Raw genomic sequence first — 23397 nt, forward strand, 5'->3', positions numbered from 1 at the left:
ATCAGCCAAACACTTCGGCGTGGCTTTGCGGCTTAAGCGGATCGGGGCCAAAGCGATTTTCGCCATCGGTCCCGCGCAGCACGGTCACGACACACAGCGCGATGCTGGCCAGAATACCGACATAGGGGATCAATCCCGCCACGACGCCGGCCAGATACCACCAGCCCGACAGATTGCGATCATGAAAGCGGCGGATGGTGACGCTGAGCAGCGGCAAGATCACCGCCAGATAATAAAGCCCCGCCAGACCAAAGGCGATCATCGACAGGACCGAGGGCTGACCGGTTTCGAAATCCATACCCAGCATGGCAATCCCGACCAGGACCAGCGGAACCAACATGGTGGAAAGCAGAAACCACCAATATTCCGAGCGCGAGGCGCGGCCCGAAAAGGTCACATATTTTTCCTTTAGGCAGACACGAACTGCTTCTTTAAAACCCATGATTGCACATACCCATTTGCTGGCGTCAAAAAAACTCGGCGAGACTATTGCACCTGATTTCTTTCGCGGCAATTGAGGAAATATCCGTATTTGCGTTGATTGCTGCCAATATGCCACGCGGATATCATTTCCCGGCCGGGCCGCGCGCGCGCTGGCGTCCGGGGGGTGTGCCGGATCCCGCAGCCGGGGGGAACAGCGCGCCAAACCCGTCCAATGCATCCAATGCGCCGGCGATGCGCAAAAGGGTCGCCAAAGCGACCTCTCCGCTTTGCTCGAAACGTTTCAGCGTCGGCAATGGCACGCCCGCGCGCCGCGCCAGATCGGCCTGCGGGATATTCAAGGCCAGCCGCCGGGCCTTGGCCGCGGTGCAGATGCGATCCTGAACCTCATTGGCTGGATCAGCGGGCATGGTGTGATCCCATATCGACAGAGCATATAAGGGATATCAGGATGTCCCTTATCCTGCAAGGCAACGGCCGGACGGTGAAAATTGCCAATTGGCAATTTCCTGCTATTCGGCGAATTCCTGGGCGATGAAGGCATCCAACGCCTTGCGCAGATCGGCAACGGGGATATTGCTGCTGAATTCTAGCCGGATCTTGTCGCCCTTGCGCTGCATGGCCACACCCGCGCGTTTCGCGCCGCCCCCGAACAGGGTGCGCGCGGGCGCAGGCCGGACACCATAGGCGGCGGCTTTCAACCGGGCCAGCACCTTGGGAACCGGGATGAAATCCCCCTGCCCCGACCGCGCGCTTGCCTGACCCGCGGCGATGGCGTCCGCTTCGGCCAAAACCTTGTCTTCGGCGTCGTTCAACAGCGGGCGCAGGCTGCGGGCGTGCAATTCCTTAAGATCGGTGATCTGCGGCCATGCCTGAACCACGGGTGCCGGAAGCCGCGCCAGATAAAGATAGCGCGACAGCCACGCCTCGGACACTTCGAGCCGGGCGGCCATCGCCTTTTGCTTGCCGCCATAATAAAGTTCCAGCGCCTGTTGATAATCGCGGGCGCGTTCGTAATCGGACAGATCGGCGCGGTCGCGATTTTCGATATCGGCCAGACGAAATGCCTCTTCGTCGCTGAGATCGCGCACCTCGATCAGATATCGAAACTGCGGATAATTGTTGGCGCGCAACCAGGTGATGGCGAAATGCCGCCGCGCACCACAGACCACCTCGTATTCCGCGCCCTGCCCCGCCGGCAAGCGGCGCACGATGGCGGGAAATTCCTGCTGGCCCTGGGCCTTGATGCTGTCGATGAGGTCGCGGCAATTATCCTCGGTCAACAGGTCATAGGCGCGGTTGTGGCGCGACCACATAGCACAGCGTTCGGGTTCGACCCAACGCAACAGCTTTTCCTCGCGCTCGCCGCTTTCCGACAGCGCATTGGAACGTTTCAAAAACCGCGTGCCCGATTTTTCCGGCGCCGCCGCCTCGGGGATATCCTTCAGCACGTCGTTGAAAATGGCGTCATGGCGCTTGCTCACAGCAGGCCCTCCTTGCGCAGATTATGGTGGTGGCTGGGCCATGTCTTGCGGGCCAAAAGCTCGACCTCGCGGCCGACAGCGTCCAGATAGGCCCGGCAACGGCGGTGGGTTTCGGTGCGGCTGGCCGGTCCCGTCAACTCGTAAACCGTCATCAGGTTCGCGGTCGCGTTGTCGATTTCGGCCGAATCCTTGAGTACGGCGGCCAGCATGTCCTGCGGGAACACCGCGTCCATCATCCGCTTGATCGCCTGATGGGCGGATTTCTGATCGTTCATCTTGCTGGTCAGGATGCGCACGAAACTGTATTCGCGGGCGCCGCCATGGCGGGCCAGCTCAGCCAGCGTCGCCTCCATCATTTTCAGAAAATGCGCGGTCGAGGCAAAGTCGATATTGTTCGGCGGCGCCGGGATCAGCAAGGCGTTCGCCGCCCGCAGCACCGACAGGGACAGCATGCCAAGCGCCGGCGGCGGGTCCAGCAAGACCACGTCGAACTGATCCGCGATCGAGGCCACGCCTTCGCGCAACCGGTCAAGAATAAAGGCCGGATCGCGCGCCATGCGCGCCGCGAATTCATATTCGGCGTCATACAGGCCCAGATTGGCCGGGATCATCGCGATCCCCGGCCAATAGGTCGCGCGCAGCGCATAATGCAGCGATTTCGGCCCGCCATGTTGCAGGAACGGGTAAAGCGTATCTTCATCCTCGTCGATATCGACATCGGGATTCAGACCGAACACCGCCGTGGTCGAGGCCTGGGAATCGCAGTCGATGACACAGACGCGATAGCCTTTCAGCGCGAAATACTGCGCCAGATGCACCACAACGGTGGATTTGCCGACGCCCCCCTTAAAGTTCTGGACCGCCATGATCAGTGGCGGATCCTCGGGCTTGCGGTGCGGCAACGTGCCGAAAACCTCACGCATCCGGTTGATTTCCGCGAGCGTATAACCATTGCGGCGGCCCGTCGCCGGATCCTTTTCCGGTTCGGGCAAGCGGCCATCCGCCTCGGCATCGCGAATGGCCTTTTCCGAACGACCGACCATTTCGGCGGCGGTGCGGACGTTGTAAATCAGGTCGAGCCGCTTTTGGCTGCCTGGGGCAAAGACGCGTTCCCGCAACCGTTCGATCACGGTCGAGGCACGTCGGCTGAGAACACCCAGCTCATCTAGGGTGACGGGGGGAAGGACGGGGGTCATGGTTGCCTGACTGCTGCTCGTTTTCCGGGATTATGTCGCAAGCGGCGCAATGCGTAAAGTTCGGATTTTTTTCTATCGGGCCGAAAAAACCATAAGTTGGGGCCAATACCGTGAAGGATCGTTTTTGCGGGGTGCATCCGTGCCATATTGGGACCCGGTGCCTGTCCGCCCGTCCCAATCCGTAAGACTTGAAGGCGACGGTGCCAGAAACCCACCAACCCTGTGGATAAAATGAAACCACCCTTTTGTTCAGATTCATAGGATTCTCAGTTCATCAAAGGTAAGACATTGGTAGCGAAAGATAAATACGCCTATTTGTTACATTTTGGGATGGCATCGCTTACGTCTCGGGGCGGCAAGGCTTACGAATCGGGCGGGTTCGCCTTACCTTTCGGGCGGGGATCAAAACTTACACATTGGGTGCGCGGTGCATCTGTTGCTAAGCGGGCGAAATTCCCCAACAAAAGCAATGGCCTGCGAATCGCTGATTCGACGTGGTTGCGGCTGTTGCTTACATTTCGGGTGCAACGCGCGCAGACCATGGCCGAATCCTTGAAACCTTACGGCGGAACCGATACAAACGTAAGCGTATCGGAGTAGGGGAAGATGGCGGACGCCTCGATTCGCACCATAGCGGCAAAGCCGAATGCCGAAAGCCTGATCAAGCCCGGCGAGCTGGTTGATCTGGTCGAGGTCACGCCGCTGACTTTGAACGATCGGCGCATCTATAACCAGCTGCTTGAAAATGCATGGGATGCGATCGACAAGCCGGTGACGCATGTCATCGCGAAATCGGCACTGCGCGGCAGCCACAATTCAAACGACCGCGTCGGCGAAAGTCTTGAGCGGCTGATGTCTGCCATCGTCAAGGTCGCGGTGATCTGGGACGGAGAACCCGCCATCGAGCGGGTGCAGCTGTTGGGGGGCAACCTTGAAAGTGGCCGGGCCGACGGGATGCTGGAATACGAAATCCCCGCGCGCCTGCGCAAGATCATCCGCAACAGTCAGGTCTTTGCCCGCCTGCAACGCGAGGTGATGTTCGCCCTGTCGTCGAAATACGCGCTGACCCTCTATGAGATGGTGCAAAAGCGCGGCAACCTGCGTTGGAAAGCATCCGAGAAATTCACCCTTGAATCGCTGCGCGGCATCATGGGCGTCCCGAAAGGTAAGCTTTCGTCCTGGTCCAACCTCAAGCTGCGCGCCATCGATCCCGCCGTGTCCGAGGTCAACGCCCTCTCCGACTTCATGGTCGAGATCGTTCCGGTCAAGACGGGCAGGGCGGTCACCCATGTCGAACTGCGTTGGTGGCGCAAGGACGGCGACGCGACCGGCGCCGCCGACCGCGCGCTGCAATTCTCCAAGGTCGGCCGCCGCGTCCGCGCCGAGGGGCGGACCGAACAGGTCGCGGTCGGGCAGGGGGGCGATCTGCGCCCGCGCCCGGCATGGCTGGATGCCCGCGGTCCCGCCCTGCAAACCGCGACCTATGAGACCGCGCGCCTGCGCCATCCGGGGTTCGACATCTATTTCGTCGAGGGCGAATGGCGCGCCTGGGCCGCCGGGAAAGATCCTGCCAAGGACCCGGATCGCGCCTTTCTGGCGTTCTTTCGCAGCTATGCCGAAAAGAACCCGATCTAGGAAATTGCCAATTGGCAATTTTTCGGAATCGCCGCCAAGCTGGCGGCGAAATGCAAAAACTATCCATTTAAATCAGTAACAAAACCACCGAACGGGCAGGGGCAAAACTCACCGGGCGCTTGGCGATTTTCATACCGCGCCACCAGCAACACCGACAAATACGGCACGGATCAACACCATGACCACCCCCCGCATCTTGACCAACACCCCCAGCCCGACTAACTTAGGCGGACTAAGGAGGTCGCGATGAAAACCGTGAATATGCACGAGGCCAAGACCCATCTTTCCCGACTGGTCGAGGCCGCCGCCGCCGGCGAAAGCTTCGTCATCGCCCGTGCCGGCAAGCCGCTGGTCAAGGTCATGCGACTGGCCGATGACCCGCCGCGCCGCCTCGGCTTCATGCAGGGGCAATTCACTGTACCCGACGATTTCGACCGGATGGCCGCCCCCGACATTCAGTCCCTGTTCGAGGGCGGACAGGACGCGTGAACCTGCTTCTCGATACGCATCTTCTGCTATGGTCGGCCTTCGCGGCCGACCGCATCGCCCCCGCTACGGCCCGGCGACTTCTGGACCCGGTCAACGCACTCTGGTTCAGCGCCGCCTCGATCTGGGAGGTGGCGATCAAACGCGCGCTGGACCGCCCCGATTTCCGCGTTGATCCGGGTGTCTTGCGCGCCGGCCTGCTCTCAAACGGTTATCAGGAACTCCCGGTCGAGGGGCGCCATTGCCTGGGCCTCGCCCACCTGCCGCCATTGCACGGCGACCCTTTCGACCGCATGCTGATCGTTCAGGCCGCTGCCGAAGGCATGATCCTCCTGACCTCGGATCGCCAGGTCGCGGCCTATGGCGGTCCCGTCGAACTGGTCTGACCCCGTCTTTCTTCTTCACATAAATATCCCGGGGGTCTGGGGGCAGCGCCCCCAGCCGTCGCGGGACGCAATCCACAACTAGATCGCAAGCCCCAACCGCGCGATGGTCCGTTCCAGCGCCTGCGCGAAAAGCCGGCGCTCGGCGGTGTCATCTTCTGCCGCACGCATCATCAACCCGACCGGACCCCGCGTGATCCCCATGTCAAAGGGCAGACGGACCAGGGTGCCCTCGGCGATCTCGCGCGCCACCACCCCGGTCGAAATGATCCAGATGGAATCGCTGCCCCGCGTGCGTGCGCGTCCAAAATCGCCCGAAACCGTCTCGACCCGATCCGGGGGCAGGGCGACCCCCTCGGCCACCAGCAGACGCCGGACAAAAGGCCGGATCGCGGATTTTTCGGGCGGATAGATCACCGGCCATTCGCCGATGCGGCGCAGATCGGGATCGGCCAGAATCGGATGGCCGGGCCGCACCACCATTGCCACCTCTTCCAGATAAAGCTGGGTGAAACTGATCCCGCGCATGGTCTCGGGCTCGCCCATCCGACCCAACACCACGTCCAGCTCTCCGCGATTCAAAAGCCCGATCAGATGCGCATGCGACCCGTCGGCAATGGTCAGCCGCATCTCGGGCGCGGTGCGGGCCAGATCCTCCATCACCTCGGGCATCAACCGCGCCGCGACCGAAGGCAGCGCCCCCACGCGCAGCCGCAAGCGTGCCTCGGGGCCGAACCCCTGCATGCCGTCCAGCCCGCGTTCCAGCGCCGACAGGCTGGCCTGCGCAAAGCCCAGAAAGAATTCCCCCTGCGCGGTCAGCGCGACCCCGCCGCGACCCCGTTCCAACAAGGTCGCGCCCAGAATCTCTTCCAATTCGGAAAGTGTGCGCGACATGGCAGGTTGGGTCAGCAACAGCCGCTCGGCCGCACGTTTCAGGCTTTTGCGGCGGGTGATTTCGACAAAGGCCTGTAAATGGCGGATCTTGATGCGGCGGTCCATTGCTTACCAATAATGGCAATCAAGCTATCGTTTAAATCATTTTTCATTTGATTTTCAATATGTGATCCTGCCCCTGGGAAGAGGTAAGGGGGGGGCGCCCATGCGCGTGCAGGTCGTCATCATCGGGGGCGGGCCATCGGGGCTGCTGCTGGGGCAATTGCTGCACCGTCGCGGCATTGACGCGGTGGTCCTGGAACGCAAGACGCGCGACTATGTGCTGGGCCGCATCCGCGCCGGCGTTCTGGAAACCGGCCTTGTCCAACTGATGGAAGAGGCCGGCTGCGCCCGCCGCCTGCATGCCGAAGGCTATATCCATGACGGCACCTGCATCGCCAATGGCGATGACAGCTTTCACATCGACTTTCGCGCGCTGACCGGCACGCCGGTCGTGGTCTATGGCCAGACCGAGCTGACGCGCGACCTTTATGACGCCCGCGCGGATTGCGGTGCGCCCACCGAATTTCAGGTCGATCACGTCACCATCCACGATGCCGACAGCGACGCCCCCTATGTGACCTATAGCGTGGATGGCGAAAGCCGGCGGATCGACTGTGATTTCATCGCAGGCTGCGACGGCTTCCACGGCGTCAGCCGCAAGACCATCCCCCAGGACATCCGTCGCGAGTACGAAAAAATCTACCCCTTCGGCTGGCTGGGCATCCTGTCGGAAACGCCGCCGGTGCATGACGAGCTGATCTATGCCAGCTCGGACCGGGGCTTTGCGCTGTGCTCGATGCGCAACGAAAACCTTAGCCGCTATTACATCCAGTGTTCGCTTTCGGACCACCCCGAAGACTGGACCGATGCCGCTTTCTGGGCTGAACTGAAACGCCGCATCCCGGCCGATATGGCCGAACGGCTGGTCACCGGCCCCTCGATCGAAAAATCCATCGCGCCGCTCAGGTCTTTCGTGACCGAGCCGATGCGCTGGGGCCGGCTGTTTCTATGCGGGGACGCGGCCCATATCGTGCCGCCGACCGGGGCCAAGGGGCTGAACACCGCCGCATCGGACGTGCATTACCTCTATCAGGGGCTCTGCGATTATTACGGCAATGCAAGCCACGCGGGCTTGGACGCCTATTCGCAGCGCGCGCTGGCCCGCATCTGGAAGGCCGAGCGGTTTTCATGGTGGTTCAGCTCGCTTTTGCACCGCTACCCGGATCAATCGGAATTCGATCTCAAGATGCAACAGGCCGATATCGCCTTTCTGCGCGACAACGACGCCCAGCAAAAGGCGTTTGCGGAAAATTACGTCGGCCTGCCATACTGAGCTGGCCAACAGGACAAGACCACCGCCAACGGAGGAAACGCGGATGAAAACCACCATTTTCGCAGGCATTGCCGCATTGGGCGCCATCATCGGCACCACCGTTCACGCCCAAGAGGTGACCCTGCGCGTGCATCATTTCCTGTCCGCCGATGCCCCGATTCAAAAGGGCGTGCTTGAGCCGTGGGAAAAGACGGTCGAGGAGCAATCCGGCGGCCGCATCGATGTGCAGCTGTTTCCGTCGATGCAGCTGGGCGGCAAGCCGCCACAGCTTTACGATCAGGCCCGCGACGGCGTGGTCGATATCAGCTGGACCTTGCTGGGCTATACGCCCGGCCGCTTCCCGCTGTCCGAGGTGTTCGAGCTGCCGTTCATGTCGGGCACCGCGACCCAGACCACCACCGCCTTGCAGGAATTTCAGGCGAAATACCTGGGCGATGAGCTGAAGGATGTGCATCCGCTGCTGATCCACGCGCCCGCCGCCTATAAATTCCACACCAAGGACAAGCCGGTCGGCAAGATGGCCGATCTGGCCGGGCTGAAAATCCGCGCGCCGTCGCGGACCATGACCGACGGGCTGAACGCGCTTGGCGCCACCGCCGTCGGCATGCCGGTCCCCGAGGTGCCGCAGGCCCTGACCACCGGCGTCATCGACGGCGCCGTCATCCCGTGGGAGGTGTTCGGATCCTTGCGCATCGAAAGCGTGACCCGCGACCATACCGAATTCGGGATGGAAAACGGCGGTCTTTCGACCTCGGTCATGGCGCTGGTGATGAACCGGGCGAAATATGACGCGCTGCCCGACGATCTGAAAAAGATCATCGACGACAATTCCGGCGCGGCGCTGGCGGCGCTGGCGGGCGCGGCCTTTGACGCCGCCGAGGATGCGGAACGCCAAAAGGCGGTCGATGCCGGCCACACCATCACCGTCATCCCCGAGGACGGGCTGGCCGAATGGAAAGACGCGTCCCAGCCGGTGATCGACGCCTGGATCAAGGCCACGACCGATGCCGGCCATGACGGTCAGGCGATCGTCGAGGATGCCCGCGCCATGCTGGCCCGCGCCCAGGATAAATAACCGGGGCACGCAGGGGGATCAGAGCGAAAAAGGGGGCGGCGTCATGGCCGAAGAACTGACCGAACACGCGCATCCTGTGCCGGTTCCGGGCTGGCTTGCGGCGCTCTGCCGTGCCTTTGCCGGGATCGGCGGGCTTGCCTTGTTGGCGATGATGCTGATGACGGTGGCCAGCGTCACCTTGCGCGGCATCAACGGGCGCCCGATCTCGGGCGATTTCGAGCTGGTCGAGATGGGCAGCGCCATCGCCATCTTTTGCTTTCTGCCATGGTGCCAGCTTCGCGGCGGCAATGTGCTGGTCGATTTCTTTACCCAAAGGACCGGCCCGCGCGCGAACCACCTGCTCGAGGCGCTGGGGGATCTGCTTTACCTGCTGATCGCGGCGCTGCTGTTGTGGCGCATGTGGCATGGCGCGGGGGAAATGCGCAGCTATGGCGAACAGACCATGGTCCTGCGCCTGCCGATCTGGATCAGCTTTGTGGTCATTCTGCCGGCCATGGCGCTTTTGGTTGCGACCTGTGCCGCGACCATGATCGGGCATCTGAAAATGGCCCGTTCGGCATGAGCGGCATCGCCGCCGGGCTGACGGGATTTGCGGTGCTTCTGGCGCTGATGGCCATCCGTATCCCCATCGGGGTCGCCATGCTGGCCGTGGGGGTCGGGGGTTACGGGCTTTATACCGGGACGGCGCCCTTGCTCGCCTTTCTGAAAACATCGACCTATTACCAGTTTTCGACCTATTCGCTGTCGGTCATTCCGCTTTTTGTGCTGATGGGCGAATTTGCCACCAAGGCCAGGATGAGCCGGGCGCTTTATCGCACCGCCGCCGCCTTTCTGGGGCATCGCAGGGGCGGGTTGGCCATGGCATCCATTGGCGGTTGCGCGGCATTCGGGGCGATCTGCGGATCGTCCCTGGCCACCGCCGCCACCATGGGCCAGGTCGCGCTGCCAGAAATGCGGCGCTATAATTACAGCGGCGCGCTGGCCACCGGATCGCTGGCCGCGGGGGGCACGCTGGGGATCCTGATCCCGCCTTCGGTCATCCTTGTCCTTTACGCGCTGATGGCGGAACAAAGCATCGCCAAGATGTTCGTCGCTGCCATGGTGCCGGGCGTTCTGGCGGCGGTGGGCTATATGATCGCGGTCGCCGTCTTTGTCGCCCGCCACCCCGAGGACGGCCCCGCCGGCCCCCGCGCGGGCTGGGCGGAACGTTTCGCGGCGCTGCGCGAAACATGGTCGCTGATCCTGATCTTTACGCTGGTCATCGTCGGCATGTATCGCGGTTGGTTCACGCCGACCGAGGCCGCTGCTGTCGGTGCCTTTGGCACCGGGGCGCTGGCGGTGCTGCATGGCGGGCTGCGGTTGTCGGGGCTGATGGAATGCCTGCGCGGGACGGCCGTGACCTCGGGGATGATCTTTCTGATCCTGCTTGGGGCGGAAACGTTCAACGCATTTCTGGCCCAGACCCAGACACCGATGCTGTTGGCCAATGCGATCCAGCAATCGGGCCTAACGCCAATGCTGGTCCTGTTGGCGATGCTGGCGCTTTATCTGGTGCTGGGCTGCGTGATGGATTCGATGTCCATGCTGCTTTTGACCATCCCGATCTTTTACCCGATCATCGCCGGGCTGGATTTCGGCATGCCACGCGAGGACACGCTGATCTGGTTCGGCATCCTGGCCGTGGTCGTGGTCGAGGTCGGGCTGATCACCCCGCCCGTGGGTATGAATGTCTTTGTCATTAATGGCATGGCCCGTGATGTGCCAATGCTGGAAAGCTTTCGGGGCGTGCTGCCGTTTCTGATAAGCGACATGATCCGCATCGTCGTGCTTGTCCTGTTTCCGGCGGTCACGCTGGGCCTGGTCAGGGTGCTGGACTAGGCGCGGATGCGCCAGCGGGCGGCGATACGCGCCGCCCCCGGATCAGGAAAACCTGGCGCTGCCGGAACAGCCGACGATGACGCCGCCACAGCTGGTCTTTGAACCCAGATAGGCCACCGGCCGCCCGTCCATCGTCGCGCCGGCCTTGCCCTCAAGAATGACGCCGCCACAGGCGCATTTGTCGCCCACGCGGGCGACGGCGCGGCCGTCCACCGTGCCGCTGCCGCCCTCGACGATCACGTTCGCGCCGTGGCGGGGGCAGGCGTGCTTGTCACCGACACGGGCGACGATCATGCCTTGTCCTCGTCGAACTTGGCGCATTCCTCGCAAAGCGGCAGGCCCTCGCGCGCGGCCATTTGCAGGGTCGGCACCTGTGCGCCGCCGCTGCCGCCCATGATCACATTGCCTTTCAGCCAGATCGTCGGCGCCTCAAGGGTGATGCCGCTGGCGTCGATGGTGATCTTGCCGCCGGGGCCCTTGATCTGCATCTTTTGCCACGCCATCAGCGTGTGCAGCTTGGTGTTGTTGGTGATCGACTCGCCCACGTCCAGCGTATAGCGGCCGAACACCTCGCCCTCGAAATTGCGGCCCGCCTCATAGAGGTGGTCTGCATAGATCGATTGCTTGTGGATATTGCCGACGCGGTGGATGTGATCCTTGCCGTAATTTTCCTGTTGGTTGCGACCGACATTATAGACCATGTCATTGCCGATGGTTTCGGAATGGTCATTGCCGACGGCGATGGTCTTGTTGTGACCGATGGATTCGGCCTGGTCATTGCCCACCGTCTTTGAGCGGTCATGCCCGATCGAATGGGTCTCGTCGTTTTCGATGATGGTGTTGTGGTCTTTCTGCGCATGCATGAAGACCTCTTCGCGGCCCTTTTCATCCTCAAAGCGGAATTCGTTGTACCCGCTGCCCTGATGGGTGTCGGATTTGAAGGTGCTGACGGTCTTGTTCGCGGGCAGGGAATAGGGCACCGCGTTCTTGCCGTTATAGACGCAGCCGATGACCAGCGGCTTGTCGGGATCGCCCTCAAGGAATTCGACCACCACCTCCATGCCGATGCGCGGGATGACCATGCCGCCCCAGCCATTGCCGGCCCAGTTCTGGCTGACCCGGCAGCGCATGGAAAAGGCGTTTTCCAGATCCCAGTGGAACCGGACAAGGATGCGGCCGTATTCGTCGCAATCGATTTCGCCGTCGCCCACGACGACGGCGGTTTGCGGACCGTGGACCACCGGCACATAGGTGCGGCGCGGCGGCACCATGGGGGCGGTGTCGGGGGTAAAGATATAGCTGCCGGTAAAGGCATAGCCGTCGCTGCCCTGACCGCCGGAACCATAAGCCTCGCTGACGAAATGATGATGCGCCGAAAGGCACAGATAGGTTTCGCCGATGCCGGGCACCTTGTCGCCCGACAGCGTCACCCGCTTGCCCGAACGCAGGCTGACACAGTCGCCCACGGCGCGGTTGCGGCGGTCGGCGCCGCGTTCCTGACGGGTGCGCAGACCGGCGACGATCTTGCCCACGCCCTGGTTCAGGTAATCGCCCGGATAGTCAAAGCTTTCGATGGTGCCCTGTGCATAGGCGGCATCGCCCAGCCGGTCGGCCTCCATGGCTGCGTCGGGGGATTTGAAGTTGTAATCCGTCAACCGGATCGCGCCGGTGGTCATGTTGCGTTCGGGCGCCCAGTCCCAGAAATGCTCGCCCTCGGCCTGGTGATGGCCGTCATAGGATTTATAGGGACGGTCGCCGATGGTCTCATGCGCCAGCACGTCATCGGTCAGGACCAGGGTATGGCTGCCCGGCGCGTGGCGGAAATGAAAGCTGATGCCGTGCCGCTCCATCTGGCGGCGGGCGAAATCCAGATCGGATTCGCGGTATTGCACGGTATATTCCAATACCGGGTAATCGGCCGACAGCTTCATTTCCAGCGCGGGATCGCCAAGACCGGCATAGTCGGACAACAGTTCCTTGAGAATCTGGACCACGGTCTTGTTGTGAAAGATGCGCTGATTGCGCCGCCGCGAGGCCAGCCAGAACCAGGGCCGCAGCACAAGATCATAGCGGTGGCCGTTCTCACCGACCCCGGCCCAACGGGTGCTGGTGACGATGCCGTCAAAGGTCTGAACCCCCTCGCGGCCGTCGATCTCGACGCTGGCATGGGTGCCGATCAGGGCGTCGAAATCCAGATCGTCGCGGATCGCGAGGGCCTCGATCCGGTATTCGAACAGGTCGTTCAGATGGTCGCTGCCATCAAACCGCAAAAGCGCAAGCGTGTCCGGGCCAAGAGAGGTGGTCAGGCGGCCCAGCCGCTCGGCTTGCTTGAAAGGCGCATTCATCGGCAACCTCAAATTCATCAAATCACAACAATCGGCTAGGGCACCTTAACGTGAAGCCGGGCCAAGAACCAGCGCTTTGACGGCGCGCGCGGGACAATCGGGCACCGGATATCGGGCAAAGGCGGGACAAAAAAGGCGCGACATGGACCGCAGGTTGTTCGCCGCGCCCTGGCCATGCCTTTGAGGTTATGCCCGATGCGGCCCCGGCCGACAGGGGCCCGTGACCCTTGCCGGCCGACTTGCCGGCCGAATCGTCAGGCGGTGACCGCGTTATGGCCGAAATACAGGACCTCGCCATTCCTGCCCGCCAGATCGGCGGCATTCAGGCTCAGGCTGGCGCTGTCCAGAAGCTTGTGGCTTTTCTGCGCCTTGACCCATTCATCGGCATCCTGAAGCGTGGTCAGCGTATAGCTTGTGGTGTGGTTCAGGTAATGGGTCGGGATCACCACCTTCGGCTTCAGCCGGGCGATGATGTCATCGGCCTGTGCGTAACTCAGGATGTGCTGCGATCCGTCGATGGGCAGGGTCAGCACGTCGATCCTGCCGATGGCGTCCCAGAATTCCTGTGGCGGATTGTGCCGATTGTCGCCCCAGATCAGGGTCCGGATCTGGCCGGTCTCGACCACATAAACCACCATGTCCATGTGATTGGGGTTGTTGGGCGGACAGGCATCAACCCCGAATTCGGCCAGCGCATCCGTCCATTTGTACCAGCCCGGCGCCACGCAGGCATGCTTGTCGGCAAAGCCCGTGATCCGAAGATCGGCGAATTCGAAATGCCCCACCATCCGGTCAAGCACCATGGTCGATATCGGGCGGTGGATCGCGTCATGGTCGAAATGCGTATGCGTCGACATGCAGATATCGACCGGGGTTTCGGGAAACTCGTTCCGAAACCACAATCCCCATGCCCCCGAGGGATCATTGCGCCACGGATCGAACAGCACCGTGGCGCCGCCGGGGGACCGGATTTTCAGCGCGCAATGGCCATAGAAATCCAGCCCGACATCGCCCTCGACCATGTTGCCGGTGGTCTTTTGCAGGTCGATCACGGCGTTATTGTTGCCCGGCTGTGTCCAGTCGGTCGACTGTGCCCGCGCCGCCGTCGCGCCCAGCAATGCGGCCGTGCCGCCGACGCCGGCCGCCATGAAGAATGACCGCCGCGAAAGCCCCGGTGCCAGATCGTCGCGCCGGCCGTCCTTGAACACCGGTTCCAGATGCAGATCGTCTTTGTCCATGTGCTTATCCCCGTTGGAAAATTCAGCCTGGTCTGATGCCAGTTCCAAAAGGGTATCATCGTGCCCGGACCCCGGCGGTATCGGAAGAATCTGGGGGTTTCATGGGGGAAATCCCCATGTTTTCAGCGCGCGGCCCGCAAGGCGCTGCGCAGGCTGCGGCCGCTTTTGCACAGGCCCATCTTCTTGCGGATATTGTTGCGGTGAAATTCGATGGTGCTGGTTTCGCGCGACAGCGTGCGGGCGATGTCCTTGGTGGTCTGGCCGCGCATGATCATCTGGGCAATTTCCTGTTCGGCGGGGGTCAGCGCCTCGAACGCGCGGGTCAGTTCGCCCGACATCGAGGCGGTCAGCGATTTCAGGTTGTCCTCAAGCATGTTCAGATACATGGCCGATGCCGCGTCCCGACCCAGCCGCGCGCGCAGCTTTACCATAAGCGGAATGGCAAGCCCCCTGATCTGGCGCAGGATATTGGCGTCGTATTCGCGGCGCGCGGTCTCGATATTCGCCAAAAGCACGCGCAGCGCGGCATTCGCTTCCTCCAGATCGGTGGTGCGTCGCTTCACCCGGCTTTCCAGCTGATCCAGTGTCGTCTGCAATTCGCGTTCAAGAGCGGCGCGCCGGTCCACCTCGACCAACAGGCGCAGATCGCTTTCGATGACGCGGGAAAATTCCTGCAACCCTTCGCGAAACAGCAACGCCTTGGGGTTGCGATGCGTGTCGAGCACGCAGATCGTCCCAAAGACCGAGCCATCGGGCCAATGCAGCGCATAGCCCAGATAAAAGCTCATCCCATATTTCAGATCGTCGTTATCGGCCCATCGCGGATCCCGCGCCGCGTCCTCGACCGCCAATGCGCCATCGCTCAGCACGCTGGAACAATAAAGCCGGTCGTTGAGCGCGAATCGCAGGCCGGGATCATAGGGATGGGCCTCGGTCCGGCTGGCGACAAAGACGGCGTGATCCTGTGCATTCGTCCGCATCACCAGACTGGCCGGCACATCCGCCAGTCGCGCGATCAGATTGACGATCCGCTGCCAGTTCTCGATCGTGTGCTGGGGAATCTGTGGATGTTGCGGGGTCATTGCGGGCCCGTGCTGCATAGATTCATGACAAACGTTGTAAAAAACCTAGCCGCATATGCCGTGCCGAAACAATTCCGTTTCTTGGCCCCGGCCTTTGCAAGGCACGGATTTGTCAGAAATTCGGCGATGGCTGGCTCTGGACAAGCGCGCCGATCCGTGCGGCTTAGGGCGAATGACAAAACGCCGCGCCATCATCCTTTTATGTCTTGCCGTGATCTTTGGCATGTCGCCGTGGTTCGCCACCGGGGCTGCGGTCATGGATATCGCGCGCGAACGCGGCATCGGGCCGGGGATGCAGGCGCTGTTGGCGTCGGCGGTGCAGGCGGGGTTCGTGATCGGGGCCTTTGGCTTTGCCGTCGCGGGCATCGCCGACCGCTTTGATCCGCGCCGGGTGATGGCGCTGGCGGCGCTGGCGAATGCGGTGACCACCGCGCTTTTGCTGGTGGTGCCGCCGGGCACGCCCGGTTCGGTGCTGTTGCGGCTGATCACCGGGGCGGGGTTTGCGGGCATCTATCCGGTCGGCATGAAGGTCATGGTCGGCTGGGGACAGCGGGATCGGGGCTTTCTGGTCGGCATGCTGGTCGGCGCGCTGACCTTTGGTTCGGCTCTGCCGCATCTGGCGGCCTATTTCGGCGCGGCCTCGTGGCGGACGGTGGTGGTGGTGGCGGCGCTCGCCTCGCTGGCGGGGGCGGGGCTGGCCTTGATGCTGCGGGTCGGTCCCTATCATGTGCGGGCGCAAAGCTTTGATTTCCATGCCATCCGGCTGATGTGGACCAACCGCCACATCCGTGCCGCCACCGGCGGCTATCTGGGCCATATGTGGGAACTTTATGCGCTTTGGTCATGGATCGGGGTCATTGCCGCAACCAGCTATGGCGCCGCCAACCTCGCGCCCGCGCGGGCCGAAAGTCTGGCCGCGCTGACCGCGTTCGGCGCGGTCGCCATCGGGGCGGGGCTGTGCCTGCCCGCCGGGCGGCTGGCGGACCGCTTTGGCAAGGCGCGCATCGCGGCCGGGGCGATGTGGCTTTCGGGTGCGGCGGGGCTGGCCACGGCGCTGGCTTTTGGCGGCCCGGTCTGGTTGGTGATGGCGCTGTTGTTGATCTGGGGCGCGACGATCATTCCCGACAGCGCCCAGTTTTCGGCGCTGATCGCCGATCACGCGCCGCCGCAGGTCGTGGGTAGCCTGATGGCCATGCAGACCGCGCTGGGATTCACGCTGACCATCGCGACGGTGCAGTTGACGCCGGTTCTGGCGGCGGCGGTGGGCTGGCCGGTGACGCTTGCGGTGATGGCGCTTGGCCCGGCGCTTGGGATCCGGGCGCTGCGCATGGTGCGCTGGGGCGCCTGAGGGCTAAAGGAAATCGTCGCGGCGCGGGGTGAAATTGTCGATCAGCTCGCCCGCCTCAAGGCATTCGCAGCCATGCCGCATCCCCGAGGGGATGACCAGGCTGTCGCCGGGCGCAAGCTCGACACTGTCATCGCCCAGAAAGAACCGGAACCGCCCGCGCGCGACATAGGTCGACTGGATATGCGGATGGCTGTGCAGCGCGCCGCGCGCGCCGGTCTGGAACCGGAACGACACCACCATGATTTCGGGCGACTGGGACAGCACCTGGCGTTCGACGCCGGGATCGGGATGGGCAATCGGATAGCTGGGCTGGGTCATGGCGTTCTTTGCTTTGGGGTGTTCCGGGTTCGCCCCGGATTGCCGCCGAACCTGCGCCGCGCCCCGGGCCGTGTCAATAAGTCATCATACAGATGGCCGGCCCGGTTCCACCGCCAAAATGCGGCCGGTCCTGCGGGTTGACAGCATTCATATGATATGTTGACTGCCCTCCGTGAACCATGGCCCGGCGGCATGCCGTCCGCGCCCGCGCGCGCTTTGTGCAAATCTGAAAGGATACCGGATGAGTTTCACCCCGCATGGCAAGCATCTGATCGCCGGTGAATGGGTCGGCGGCGGCGCGACCTTCACCTCCGAGCCGGCGCATGGCCCGGCCCATGATTTCAGCATCGGCACCGTCGATCTTGTGGACCGTGCGGCGCAGGCCGCCGAACAGGCGTTCTGGACCTATGGCTATGCCACGCGCCAGGAACGCGCCGCCTTCCTTGACGCCATCGCCGATGAGATCGAGGCCCGGGCCGAGGCGATCACCGAAATTGGCAGTCAGGAAACCGGCCTGCCGCCCGCCCGGCTTCAGGGTGAGCGCGGTCGCACCGTCGGCCAGCTGCGGCTCTTTGCCAGCCATATCCGCGCCGGCGATTATCTGGACCGCCGCCATGACGCGGCACTGCCCGACCGCCAGCCGCTGCCGCGCCCCGATATCCGGCTGATCGAACGGCCCATCGGGCCGGTCGCGGTCTTCGGGGCGTCGAATTTTCCGCTGGCATTCTCGACCGCCGGGGGCGACACCGCCGCCGCGCTGGCCGCCGGTTGCCCGGTGGTGGTCAAGGGCCATTCCGCCCATCCCGGCACCGGCGAAATCGTGGCCGAGGCGGTCCATGCCGCAATCGCGAAACAGGGCATTCATCCCGGTGTCTTCAGCCTGATCCAGGGCGGGCGGCGCGATGTCGGCACCGCGCTGGTCCAACATCCGCTGATCAAGGCGGTCGGCTTTACCGGCAGTCTGGCCGGGGGCAGGGCGCTTTTTGACCTCTGCGCCGCCCGCCCCGAACCGATCCCCTTCTTCGGCGAATTGGGCAGCGTCAACCCGATGTTCCTGTTGCCCCATGCTGTGGCCGCGCGCGGCGCCGAAATCGGCAAGGGCTGGGCCGGCTCGCTGACCATGGGCGCGGGCCAGTTCTGCACCAATCCCGGCATCGCCGTCGTGGCCAAGGGCGCCGAGGGCGATGCCTTTGTCGCCGCCGCCCAGCATGCGCTGGCACAGGTCGGCCCGCAGGTCATGCTGACCGACGGGATCGCCAAGGCCTATCGCGACGGTCAGGCCCGGTTCGAGGGCCGCAACAGTGTCGAGCCGCTGCTTTCGACCGAAAGCACCGGGCGCGAGGCCAGTCCGAACCTTTATGAAACCGACGCCGCCACCTATCTGCAAGACCACGCCTTGGGCGAAGAGGTGTTCGGCCCGCTGGGTCTGGTGATCCGCGTCGATGGCGCCGATGACATGCAGCGGCTGGCCTTGGGGTTCGAGGGACAGCTGACCGCGACCATCCATCTGGACGAGGGCGATCTGCCGCAGGCACAGCGCCTGTTGCCGGTTCTGGAACGCAAGGCGGGGCGCGTGCTCGTCAACGGCTTCCCGACCGGGGTCGAGGTCTGCGACGCCATGGTCCATGGCGGCCCCTATCCGGCCAGCACCAATTTCGGCGCCACCTCGGTCGGCACCATGGCGATCCGGCGCTTCCTGCGTCCCGTCAGCTATCAGAACTTTCCGCAGGCGCTGTTGCCCGCGGATCTGCAATGACCCAAGGCCCCGCGCGGCTTGCGGCGGCCGAGCCCGGATTTCCGGGTCGGACGCTGGTCGTGCGGGTCCGCGAGGCGATGCGCGCCCAGATCGGGCGGGGCGATTACCGCCCTGGCGACCGCCTGCCCTCCGAGGCGCGGCTGACACAGGAATTCGGGGTCAGCCGCACCGTCATCCGCGAGGCGATCGCCGCCCTGCGTGCCGACGGGCTGGTCGATCCGCGTCAGGGGGCGGGGGTGTTCGTGCTGGAACCGCCCGCGCCCGATGCGCCGGCCTTTCGCAATCTGGACCTGGCCCGGGTGTCGTCGCTGATCGAGATGCTGGAACTGCGCGCGGCGGTCGAAGGCGACGCGGCCGGTTATGCCGCCAGCCGCCGGTCCCCCGCGCAGGAACAGCGCATCGTCGAAACCTATGAGGAACTGCGCGCCCTGACGCGGGCGGGCACGCCCTCGTCCGAGGCCGATTTCCGCTTTCACCTTGCCATTGCCGAGGCGGCGAACAATCCGCGATTCAGCGAATTTTTGCGGCTGATCGGGCCGACGATCATCCCGCGCCGGGTGTTTTCACCCGATGACGGCGCGCCGCTTCCGGCCGAATTCCTGAGGCTTCTGGACAGCGAACACACCGCCATCGTCACCGCCATCCTGTCCGGCGACCCCGAGGCCGCCCGCGCCGCCATGCGCGCCCATCTGATCGACAGTCAGGCGCGCTATTGCGCCTTTCTGCGCCGCATCCGTGCGGGCGACGGCGAGGCCGCGACCGGCTAAAGCATCCATTCGATGGGCAGGATCCCGATCACCGCCAGCGCGAACTGCTGAAACAGTGTCGCACCGGGTTCCTGTTGCCAGGTCACGACCTCGCCCGAGGCCTCGGTCTCGCGCCAGATCATGCGGTCGTCTGCGGTCAGTTCGGGGCGATAGCTCACCTGATCCAGCGGTCCCCGGAACGTATGGCCGACGCGGCTTGCCATCTCGGGGCTGTCGATCAGAAACCCCATTTCGCAATTCAGCATCGCCGAGCGCGGGTCAAAGTTGAACGAGCCGATAAAGATCCGCTTGTCATCCACCGCGAAGGTCTTGGCATGCAGGCTGGCCCCCGACAGGCCCAGCGGCTTGAGCTGGGTTTCCGATTCCGGCGTGACACCGCCGCGCAGCTTCAGCTCATAGAGCTTGATCCCCGCCTTCAGCAATTCGCGGCGGTATTTCGTATAGCCGGAATGCACCAACAGCACATCGGTCGTGTTCAGCGCATTGGTCAGGATCGAGACCTCTTTGCCCTGCGCCGCCAGCCCGGTGAAATATTCCGTACCGGCCGTGCCGGGCACGAAATAGGCCGAAACCAGATCCAGCCGCTGTTCCACCTCGCCCAGGATGTCGGCCAGATGCGCGATCATGAGCTGGTCCTTGCGGGCGATGCCCTGACCCTTGACCGGATCGTCGGCGACCAGCTGGACCCGCGTCCATTCCAGCGGCACCTGACCCGAGGCATAGCGCGCAAGCCCGTTTTCCAGCCCGGCCATAAGCTCTTGCGCCTCGGGGCTGGCCTGAATCTCGGCCACGCGGCGGTCGAAACCGGCGCGGTCACCCGTGCCGGGGATGATGTTTTCCACCTCATAGACCGAGGCGCTGTTCCAATAGGCGTCAAAGGTGGCGGCGGTCTGGGGCACGATCTGACCCACGGCCAGCGCATCCATATCGACATAGAACGCATCGCCGATCGCGAAATATTCGTCGCCGATATTGCGCCCGCCGATGATCGCCACGGCGCTGTCGGCGATCATGGATTTATTGTGCATGCGCCGGTTCATGCGCATGAAATCGATCGCATAGCCCGCCATTTTGGGGCTGCGCACGGTCGAGGGGTTGAACAGCCGGATCTGGAAATTCGGCTGTGCGTTCAGCGCCGCCATATAGCCGTCGAGCCCCGGCACGCCGTTATCGTCCAGAAGTAGCCGCACCCGCACGCCCCGCTTTGCCGCCCGGTCCAGCGCGTCCAGAAGGATGATCCCCGACAGGTCGTCGTGCCAGATGTAATATTGCGCGTCGATGGAATGCTGCGCCGTTTCGATCAGCGAAAGGCGGCTGGCCAGCGCGTCCTTGCCCGAGGCCAGCGCCGACACCCCCGACAGGCCCGGATGGGCGGTGATCCCCTCGGTCGCCAGCTGACCCAACCGGGTATCGGTCGCAAGGGGTCGGGCGGTCTCGGCCGGGCGGTTGGCGATATCGGGCAGTGGGAACATGAATCGCCCGGCCACGATTGCCGCCGCCAGCACGATGGCGATCCCGATCAGAAATTTCAGCATACGCAGCATCTGTGGGACCTTGTGCAAAGGGGGGCCGGGCGCGGGCGCACCGGCATTGCCGCATGTCTAACCCCGCACCCGCCGCAGGCCAAGCCCGGGCTGCGGCGATCGGGCCATGTTTGGGGGCTTGCGCCCCCCGGCGCGCGGTGCTTTTAGTCGGTCCAGCCAGCCCAAAGCCCGCCGATTCCGAAAACGACCGCAGTGCCGTGCCTTGTCGCGCACCGGTCTGTCCCTCTCTCTCTTGGGTGCGGGCAGGCACGGCTGAAATGATCCCAGGCGGTCCTGAACAAGGAACGATTCATGAGCATGATCCCCTTTTCGCGGGTCCGGCTGGCTTCATGTGCGGCGGCCGCGCTTATGGCCCTTGGCGTGCCCGCCATGGCCGAGACGATCTTTACCCGGCCGCTGATCGACTTTGCCGGCGATGTCGGCATCAGCGGACCGGAGCGCAGCGCGATCCATCAGGGCGGCACCGCCGTCATCACCGCCGAGGACATGATCCCCGGCCAGACCGTGACCTTGATGCGCGGCACCACCGTGTTGAACCCCGCGCCGATCACCGTGGATGACAAGGGCAGCTTCAGCTTTACCTTGCCCATCGATGCCGAGGCGAGCCTTGGCTTGCAACCCATTGTGGTGATTGCCGAAAATCCCGCCGCCGCCAAGGTGGTCGAGCTGCGGATTTCGCCCGATCTGCCCTTGCAGGGGGCCGAGAAATTCGATCTGACCAGCGCCCCGGCCGCACCGGGGCTTTACCAGATCGTCGCCAATGCGGCCGGGGATGCCGTCTTTGTCACCAGCGCGGTCGGCTGGCCCCCGGTTCGCGAATCCCGGTTGTTGAGGATCGATCCCGCCACGCTGAAAGTGCTGGCCGAGGTCGCGCCCGCGCCCGCCCCGGCGACGCCCAAGGGCGGCGATGGCGGCGTCTATGCGTTCTATGGCGTCGCCGTGGACAATGCCCATGGCCGGGTCTGGGTGTCGAACACCCGTCAGGACACGGTCGCGGTCTATGATCAGTCCGACCTCAAGCTGATCAAACAGTTCGAACCCGGCACCGTGCCCCATGCCCGTGACATCGTCATCGATGAGACAAATGGCCGCGCCTATGCCAGCGCGACCGGGACCTCGGGGATCATGGTCTTTGACACCGACACGCTGGAACAGCTGGACACGATCAAGATCGCGTCACAGGTCCGCAACGAGGATTTTTCCTCGATGGCGCTGGATCTGGACGAGGCGGGCGGCAAGCTGGTCACGGTCAGCCTGACCACCCCCGAGGCGGCGCTGATCGAACTGACCAGCGGCAAGGTCCGCATCATCCCGCTTTCGGGTGCCAAGGCGGCCTCGGGCGTGGCCTATGACCCGCAAGAGGGGCTGATCTTCGTCGCCTCGCAGGCCACGGACAACCTGTTGATCGTCAAGGCGGAAACCGGCGAGGTGCTGCATGATGTCCCGGTTGGCGCCGGGCCGCTCAATGTGGCGTTCGATCCGGTCGGGCGGCTCGCCTATGTCGCCAACCGCGTCTCGGGGACCATCGCCGTGGTCGATACCAAAGGCCAGCTGGTCGCCAATCTGGATGCCGGCAGCTTTCCCAACCAGCTGCGGGCCGATGGCAAGGGCAATGTCTGGGCGGTGAACAAATCGCGCGGCGAAAACGACGAGGCGGGCGATCGCATCTGGCGGATCACGCCTAAGCGCTGATCGGTCCGGGGCAGGGGGGCGGCGCCCCCTTGCCCTCCGGTCCCGACCTCTGTGCCGGGCCGCGAAACACCCGCCGCGCCATGCGCGGGGTGGGGCGCGGCCTAGTCGGCGACCTTTTTGACGAATTGCGATTTCAGGCCGATCTGGCCAATGCCCGGGATCTTGCAGTCGATGTCGTGATCGCCCTCGACCAGACGGATGCCGCGAACCTTGGTGCCGACCTTGATGACCGAGGACGAGCCCTTCAGCTTGAGATCCTTGATCACCGTGACCGTGTCGCCATCGGCCAGAAAGTTGCCGACGCTGTCGCGAATGCCGGTCCCGGAATCGGACGCGGCGCCGGGCGCCCATTCATGCCCGCATTCCGGACAGATCAGCAGGGAATCCACCTGATAAACATAGGCAGAGCGGCATTCGGGGCAGGGCGGCAGGGTCTGGGTCATGATCCCCCTATATCCGC

General features: G+C 63.6%; 23 protein-coding genes. 11 read left to right on the forward strand and 12 right to left on the reverse strand.

Features of this window, described 5'->3' with window-relative positions; translation table 11 throughout:
* Position 1: 1 nt before the first annotated feature.
* The 4 genes from ACFOMH_RS14520 to ACFOMH_RS14535 form a co-directional block, all read right to left on the reverse strand.
* Positions 2–397, reverse strand: coding sequence for a DUF805 domain-containing protein (locus ACFOMH_RS14520; RefSeq protein ID WP_377745340.1), 396 nt, complete (start codon positions 395–397; stop codon positions 2–4).
* A gap of 169 nt (positions 398–566) precedes the next feature.
* Positions 567–851, reverse strand: coding sequence for a helix-turn-helix domain-containing protein (locus tag ACFOMH_RS14525; protein WP_377745342.1), 285 nt, complete (start codon positions 849–851; stop codon positions 567–569).
* Between the two features lie 102 nt (positions 852–953).
* A complete protein-coding gene (locus ACFOMH_RS14530) occupies positions 954–1925 on the reverse strand; it encodes a ParB/RepB/Spo0J family partition protein (protein ID WP_377745344.1) in 972 nt (323 codons plus the stop codon).
* Positions 1922–3121, reverse strand: coding sequence for an AAA family ATPase (locus ACFOMH_RS14535; RefSeq protein ID WP_374426620.1), 1200 nt, complete (start codon positions 3119–3121; stop codon positions 1922–1924). Before ACFOMH_RS14535 ends, ACFOMH_RS14530 begins: the two co-directional genes overlap by 4 nt.
* Positions 3122–3727: 606 nt before the next feature.
* Here ACFOMH_RS14535 and ACFOMH_RS14540 point away from each other — a divergent pair.
* From ACFOMH_RS14540 to ACFOMH_RS14550, 3 genes are all read left to right on the forward strand, one after another.
* Positions 3728–4756, forward strand: coding sequence for a replication initiation protein (locus ACFOMH_RS14540; RefSeq protein ID WP_374426618.1), 1029 nt, complete (start codon positions 3728–3730; stop codon positions 4754–4756).
* A 246-nt stretch (positions 4757–5002) separates the two neighbouring features.
* Positions 5003–5245 (forward strand): type II toxin-antitoxin system Phd/YefM family antitoxin, encoded by a 243-nt coding sequence (locus ACFOMH_RS14545; protein ID WP_374426615.1) that lies wholly within the window; start codon positions 5003–5005, stop codon positions 5243–5245.
* Positions 5242–5628: a type II toxin-antitoxin system VapC family toxin gene (locus ACFOMH_RS14550; protein WP_374426612.1), complete on the forward strand. Its 387-nt coding sequence runs from the start codon at positions 5242–5244 to the stop codon at positions 5626–5628. Before ACFOMH_RS14545 ends, ACFOMH_RS14550 begins: the two co-directional genes overlap by 4 nt.
* A 78-nt stretch (positions 5629–5706) precedes the next feature.
* Here ACFOMH_RS14550 and pcaQ read toward each other — a convergent pair whose 3' ends face one another.
* Positions 5707–6624, reverse strand: coding sequence for a pca operon transcription factor PcaQ (gene pcaQ, locus ACFOMH_RS14555; RefSeq protein WP_374427985.1), 918 nt, complete (start codon positions 6622–6624; stop codon positions 5707–5709).
* 100 nt (positions 6625–6724) lie between these two features.
* Here pcaQ and pobA point away from each other — a divergent pair, with 100 nt between their 5' ends.
* Genes pobA through ACFOMH_RS14575 form a run of 4 tightly spaced genes read left to right on the forward strand, consistent with a single transcriptional unit; the run spans position 6725 to position 10847 of the window.
* Positions 6725–7894 carry a 4-hydroxybenzoate 3-monooxygenase gene (pobA, locus tag ACFOMH_RS14560; protein WP_377745347.1) on the forward strand — a complete coding sequence of 390 codons (1170 nt, stop codon included), beginning with the start codon at positions 6725–6727 and terminating at the stop codon, positions 7892–7894.
* A 43-nt stretch (positions 7895–7937) separates the two neighbouring features.
* Positions 7938–8969: a TRAP transporter substrate-binding protein gene (locus ACFOMH_RS14565; protein ID WP_377745349.1), complete on the forward strand. Its 1032-nt coding sequence runs from the start codon at positions 7938–7940 to the stop codon at positions 8967–8969.
* Between the two features lie 43 nt (positions 8970–9012).
* Complete coding sequence (locus ACFOMH_RS14570; protein WP_374427992.1) at positions 9013–9531, forward strand: TRAP transporter small permease; 519 nt, start codon at positions 9013–9015, stop codon at positions 9529–9531.
* Entirely contained in the window at positions 9528–10847 is a 1320-nt protein-coding gene (locus ACFOMH_RS14575) for a TRAP transporter large permease (protein WP_377745351.1), read from the forward strand. Before ACFOMH_RS14570 ends, ACFOMH_RS14575 begins: the two co-directional genes overlap by 4 nt.
* A gap of 42 nt (positions 10848–10889) precedes the next feature.
* On the opposite strand, the gene ACFOMH_RS14580 is transcribed toward ACFOMH_RS14575, so the two are convergent.
* The 4 genes from ACFOMH_RS14580 to ACFOMH_RS14595 all read right to left on the reverse strand — a co-directional run bounded on the left by ACFOMH_RS14580 (position 10890) and on the right by ACFOMH_RS14595 (position 15512).
* Positions 10890–11141 (reverse strand): PAAR domain-containing protein, encoded by a 252-nt coding sequence (locus tag ACFOMH_RS14580; protein WP_374427996.1) that lies wholly within the window; start codon positions 11139–11141, stop codon positions 10890–10892.
* A complete protein-coding gene (locus tag ACFOMH_RS14585; protein ID WP_377745352.1) occupies positions 11138–13210 on the reverse strand; it encodes a type VI secretion system Vgr family protein in 2073 nt (690 codons plus the stop codon). Before ACFOMH_RS14585 ends, ACFOMH_RS14580 begins: the two co-directional genes overlap by 4 nt.
* Before the next feature lie 236 nt (positions 13211–13446).
* A complete protein-coding gene (locus ACFOMH_RS14590; protein ID WP_377745354.1) occupies positions 13447–14430 on the reverse strand; it encodes an MBL fold metallo-hydrolase in 984 nt (327 codons plus the stop codon).
* A gap of 122 nt (positions 14431–14552) precedes the next feature.
* Positions 14553–15512 (reverse strand): LuxR C-terminal-related transcriptional regulator, encoded by a 960-nt coding sequence (locus ACFOMH_RS14595; protein ID WP_377745355.1) that lies wholly within the window; start codon positions 15510–15512, stop codon positions 14553–14555.
* Between the two features lie 172 nt (positions 15513–15684).
* Between ACFOMH_RS14595 and ACFOMH_RS14600 the strand changes: the two genes are divergently transcribed.
* On the forward strand, positions 15685–16860 hold the full coding sequence (locus ACFOMH_RS14600) for an MFS transporter (RefSeq protein ID WP_377745357.1): 1176 nt from the start codon (positions 15685–15687) through the stop codon (positions 16858–16860).
* 3 nt (positions 16861–16863) lie between these two features.
* Here ACFOMH_RS14600 and ACFOMH_RS14605 read toward each other — a convergent pair whose 3' ends face one another.
* A complete protein-coding gene (locus ACFOMH_RS14605) occupies positions 16864–17178 on the reverse strand; it encodes a cupin domain-containing protein (protein WP_377745359.1) in 315 nt (104 codons plus the stop codon).
* 241 nt (positions 17179–17419) lie between these two features.
* Here ACFOMH_RS14605 and ACFOMH_RS14610 point away from each other — a divergent pair, with 241 nt between their 5' ends.
* Both ACFOMH_RS14610 and ACFOMH_RS14615 read left to right on the forward strand, forming a co-directional pair.
* A complete protein-coding gene (locus ACFOMH_RS14610) occupies positions 17420–18934 on the forward strand; it encodes an aldehyde dehydrogenase (NADP(+)) (protein WP_374428009.1) in 1515 nt (504 codons plus the stop codon).
* Positions 18931–19701: a FadR/GntR family transcriptional regulator gene (locus tag ACFOMH_RS14615; RefSeq protein ID WP_377745361.1), complete on the forward strand. Its 771-nt coding sequence runs from the start codon at positions 18931–18933 to the stop codon at positions 19699–19701. The genes ACFOMH_RS14610 and ACFOMH_RS14615 overlap by 4 nt, the downstream gene beginning before the upstream one ends.
* On the opposite strand, the gene ACFOMH_RS14620 is transcribed toward ACFOMH_RS14615, so the two are convergent.
* Positions 19698–21245: a phospholipase D family protein gene (locus ACFOMH_RS14620; RefSeq protein ID WP_377745363.1), complete on the reverse strand. Its 1548-nt coding sequence runs from the start codon at positions 21243–21245 to the stop codon at positions 19698–19700. The genes ACFOMH_RS14615 and ACFOMH_RS14620 overlap by 4 nt on opposite strands.
* A gap of 291 nt (positions 21246–21536) precedes the next feature.
* Here ACFOMH_RS14620 and ACFOMH_RS14625 point away from each other — a divergent pair, with 291 nt between their 5' ends.
* On the forward strand, positions 21537–22937 hold the full coding sequence (locus ACFOMH_RS14625; RefSeq protein ID WP_377745365.1) for an ATP-binding protein: 1401 nt from the start codon (positions 21537–21539) through the stop codon (positions 22935–22937).
* 101 nt (positions 22938–23038) lie between these two features.
* Here ACFOMH_RS14625 and ACFOMH_RS14630 read toward each other — a convergent pair whose 3' ends face one another.
* A complete protein-coding gene (locus ACFOMH_RS14630; RefSeq protein ID WP_377745367.1) occupies positions 23039–23380 on the reverse strand; it encodes a zinc ribbon domain-containing protein YjdM in 342 nt (113 codons plus the stop codon).
* Positions 23381–23397 lie beyond the last annotated feature (17 nt).

It is taken from the genome of Paracoccus mangrovi, assembly GCF_042648425.1.
In the GTDB taxonomy this organism is placed as follows: Bacteria; Pseudomonadota; Alphaproteobacteria; order Rhodobacterales; family Rhodobacteraceae; genus Paracoccus; species Paracoccus mangrovi.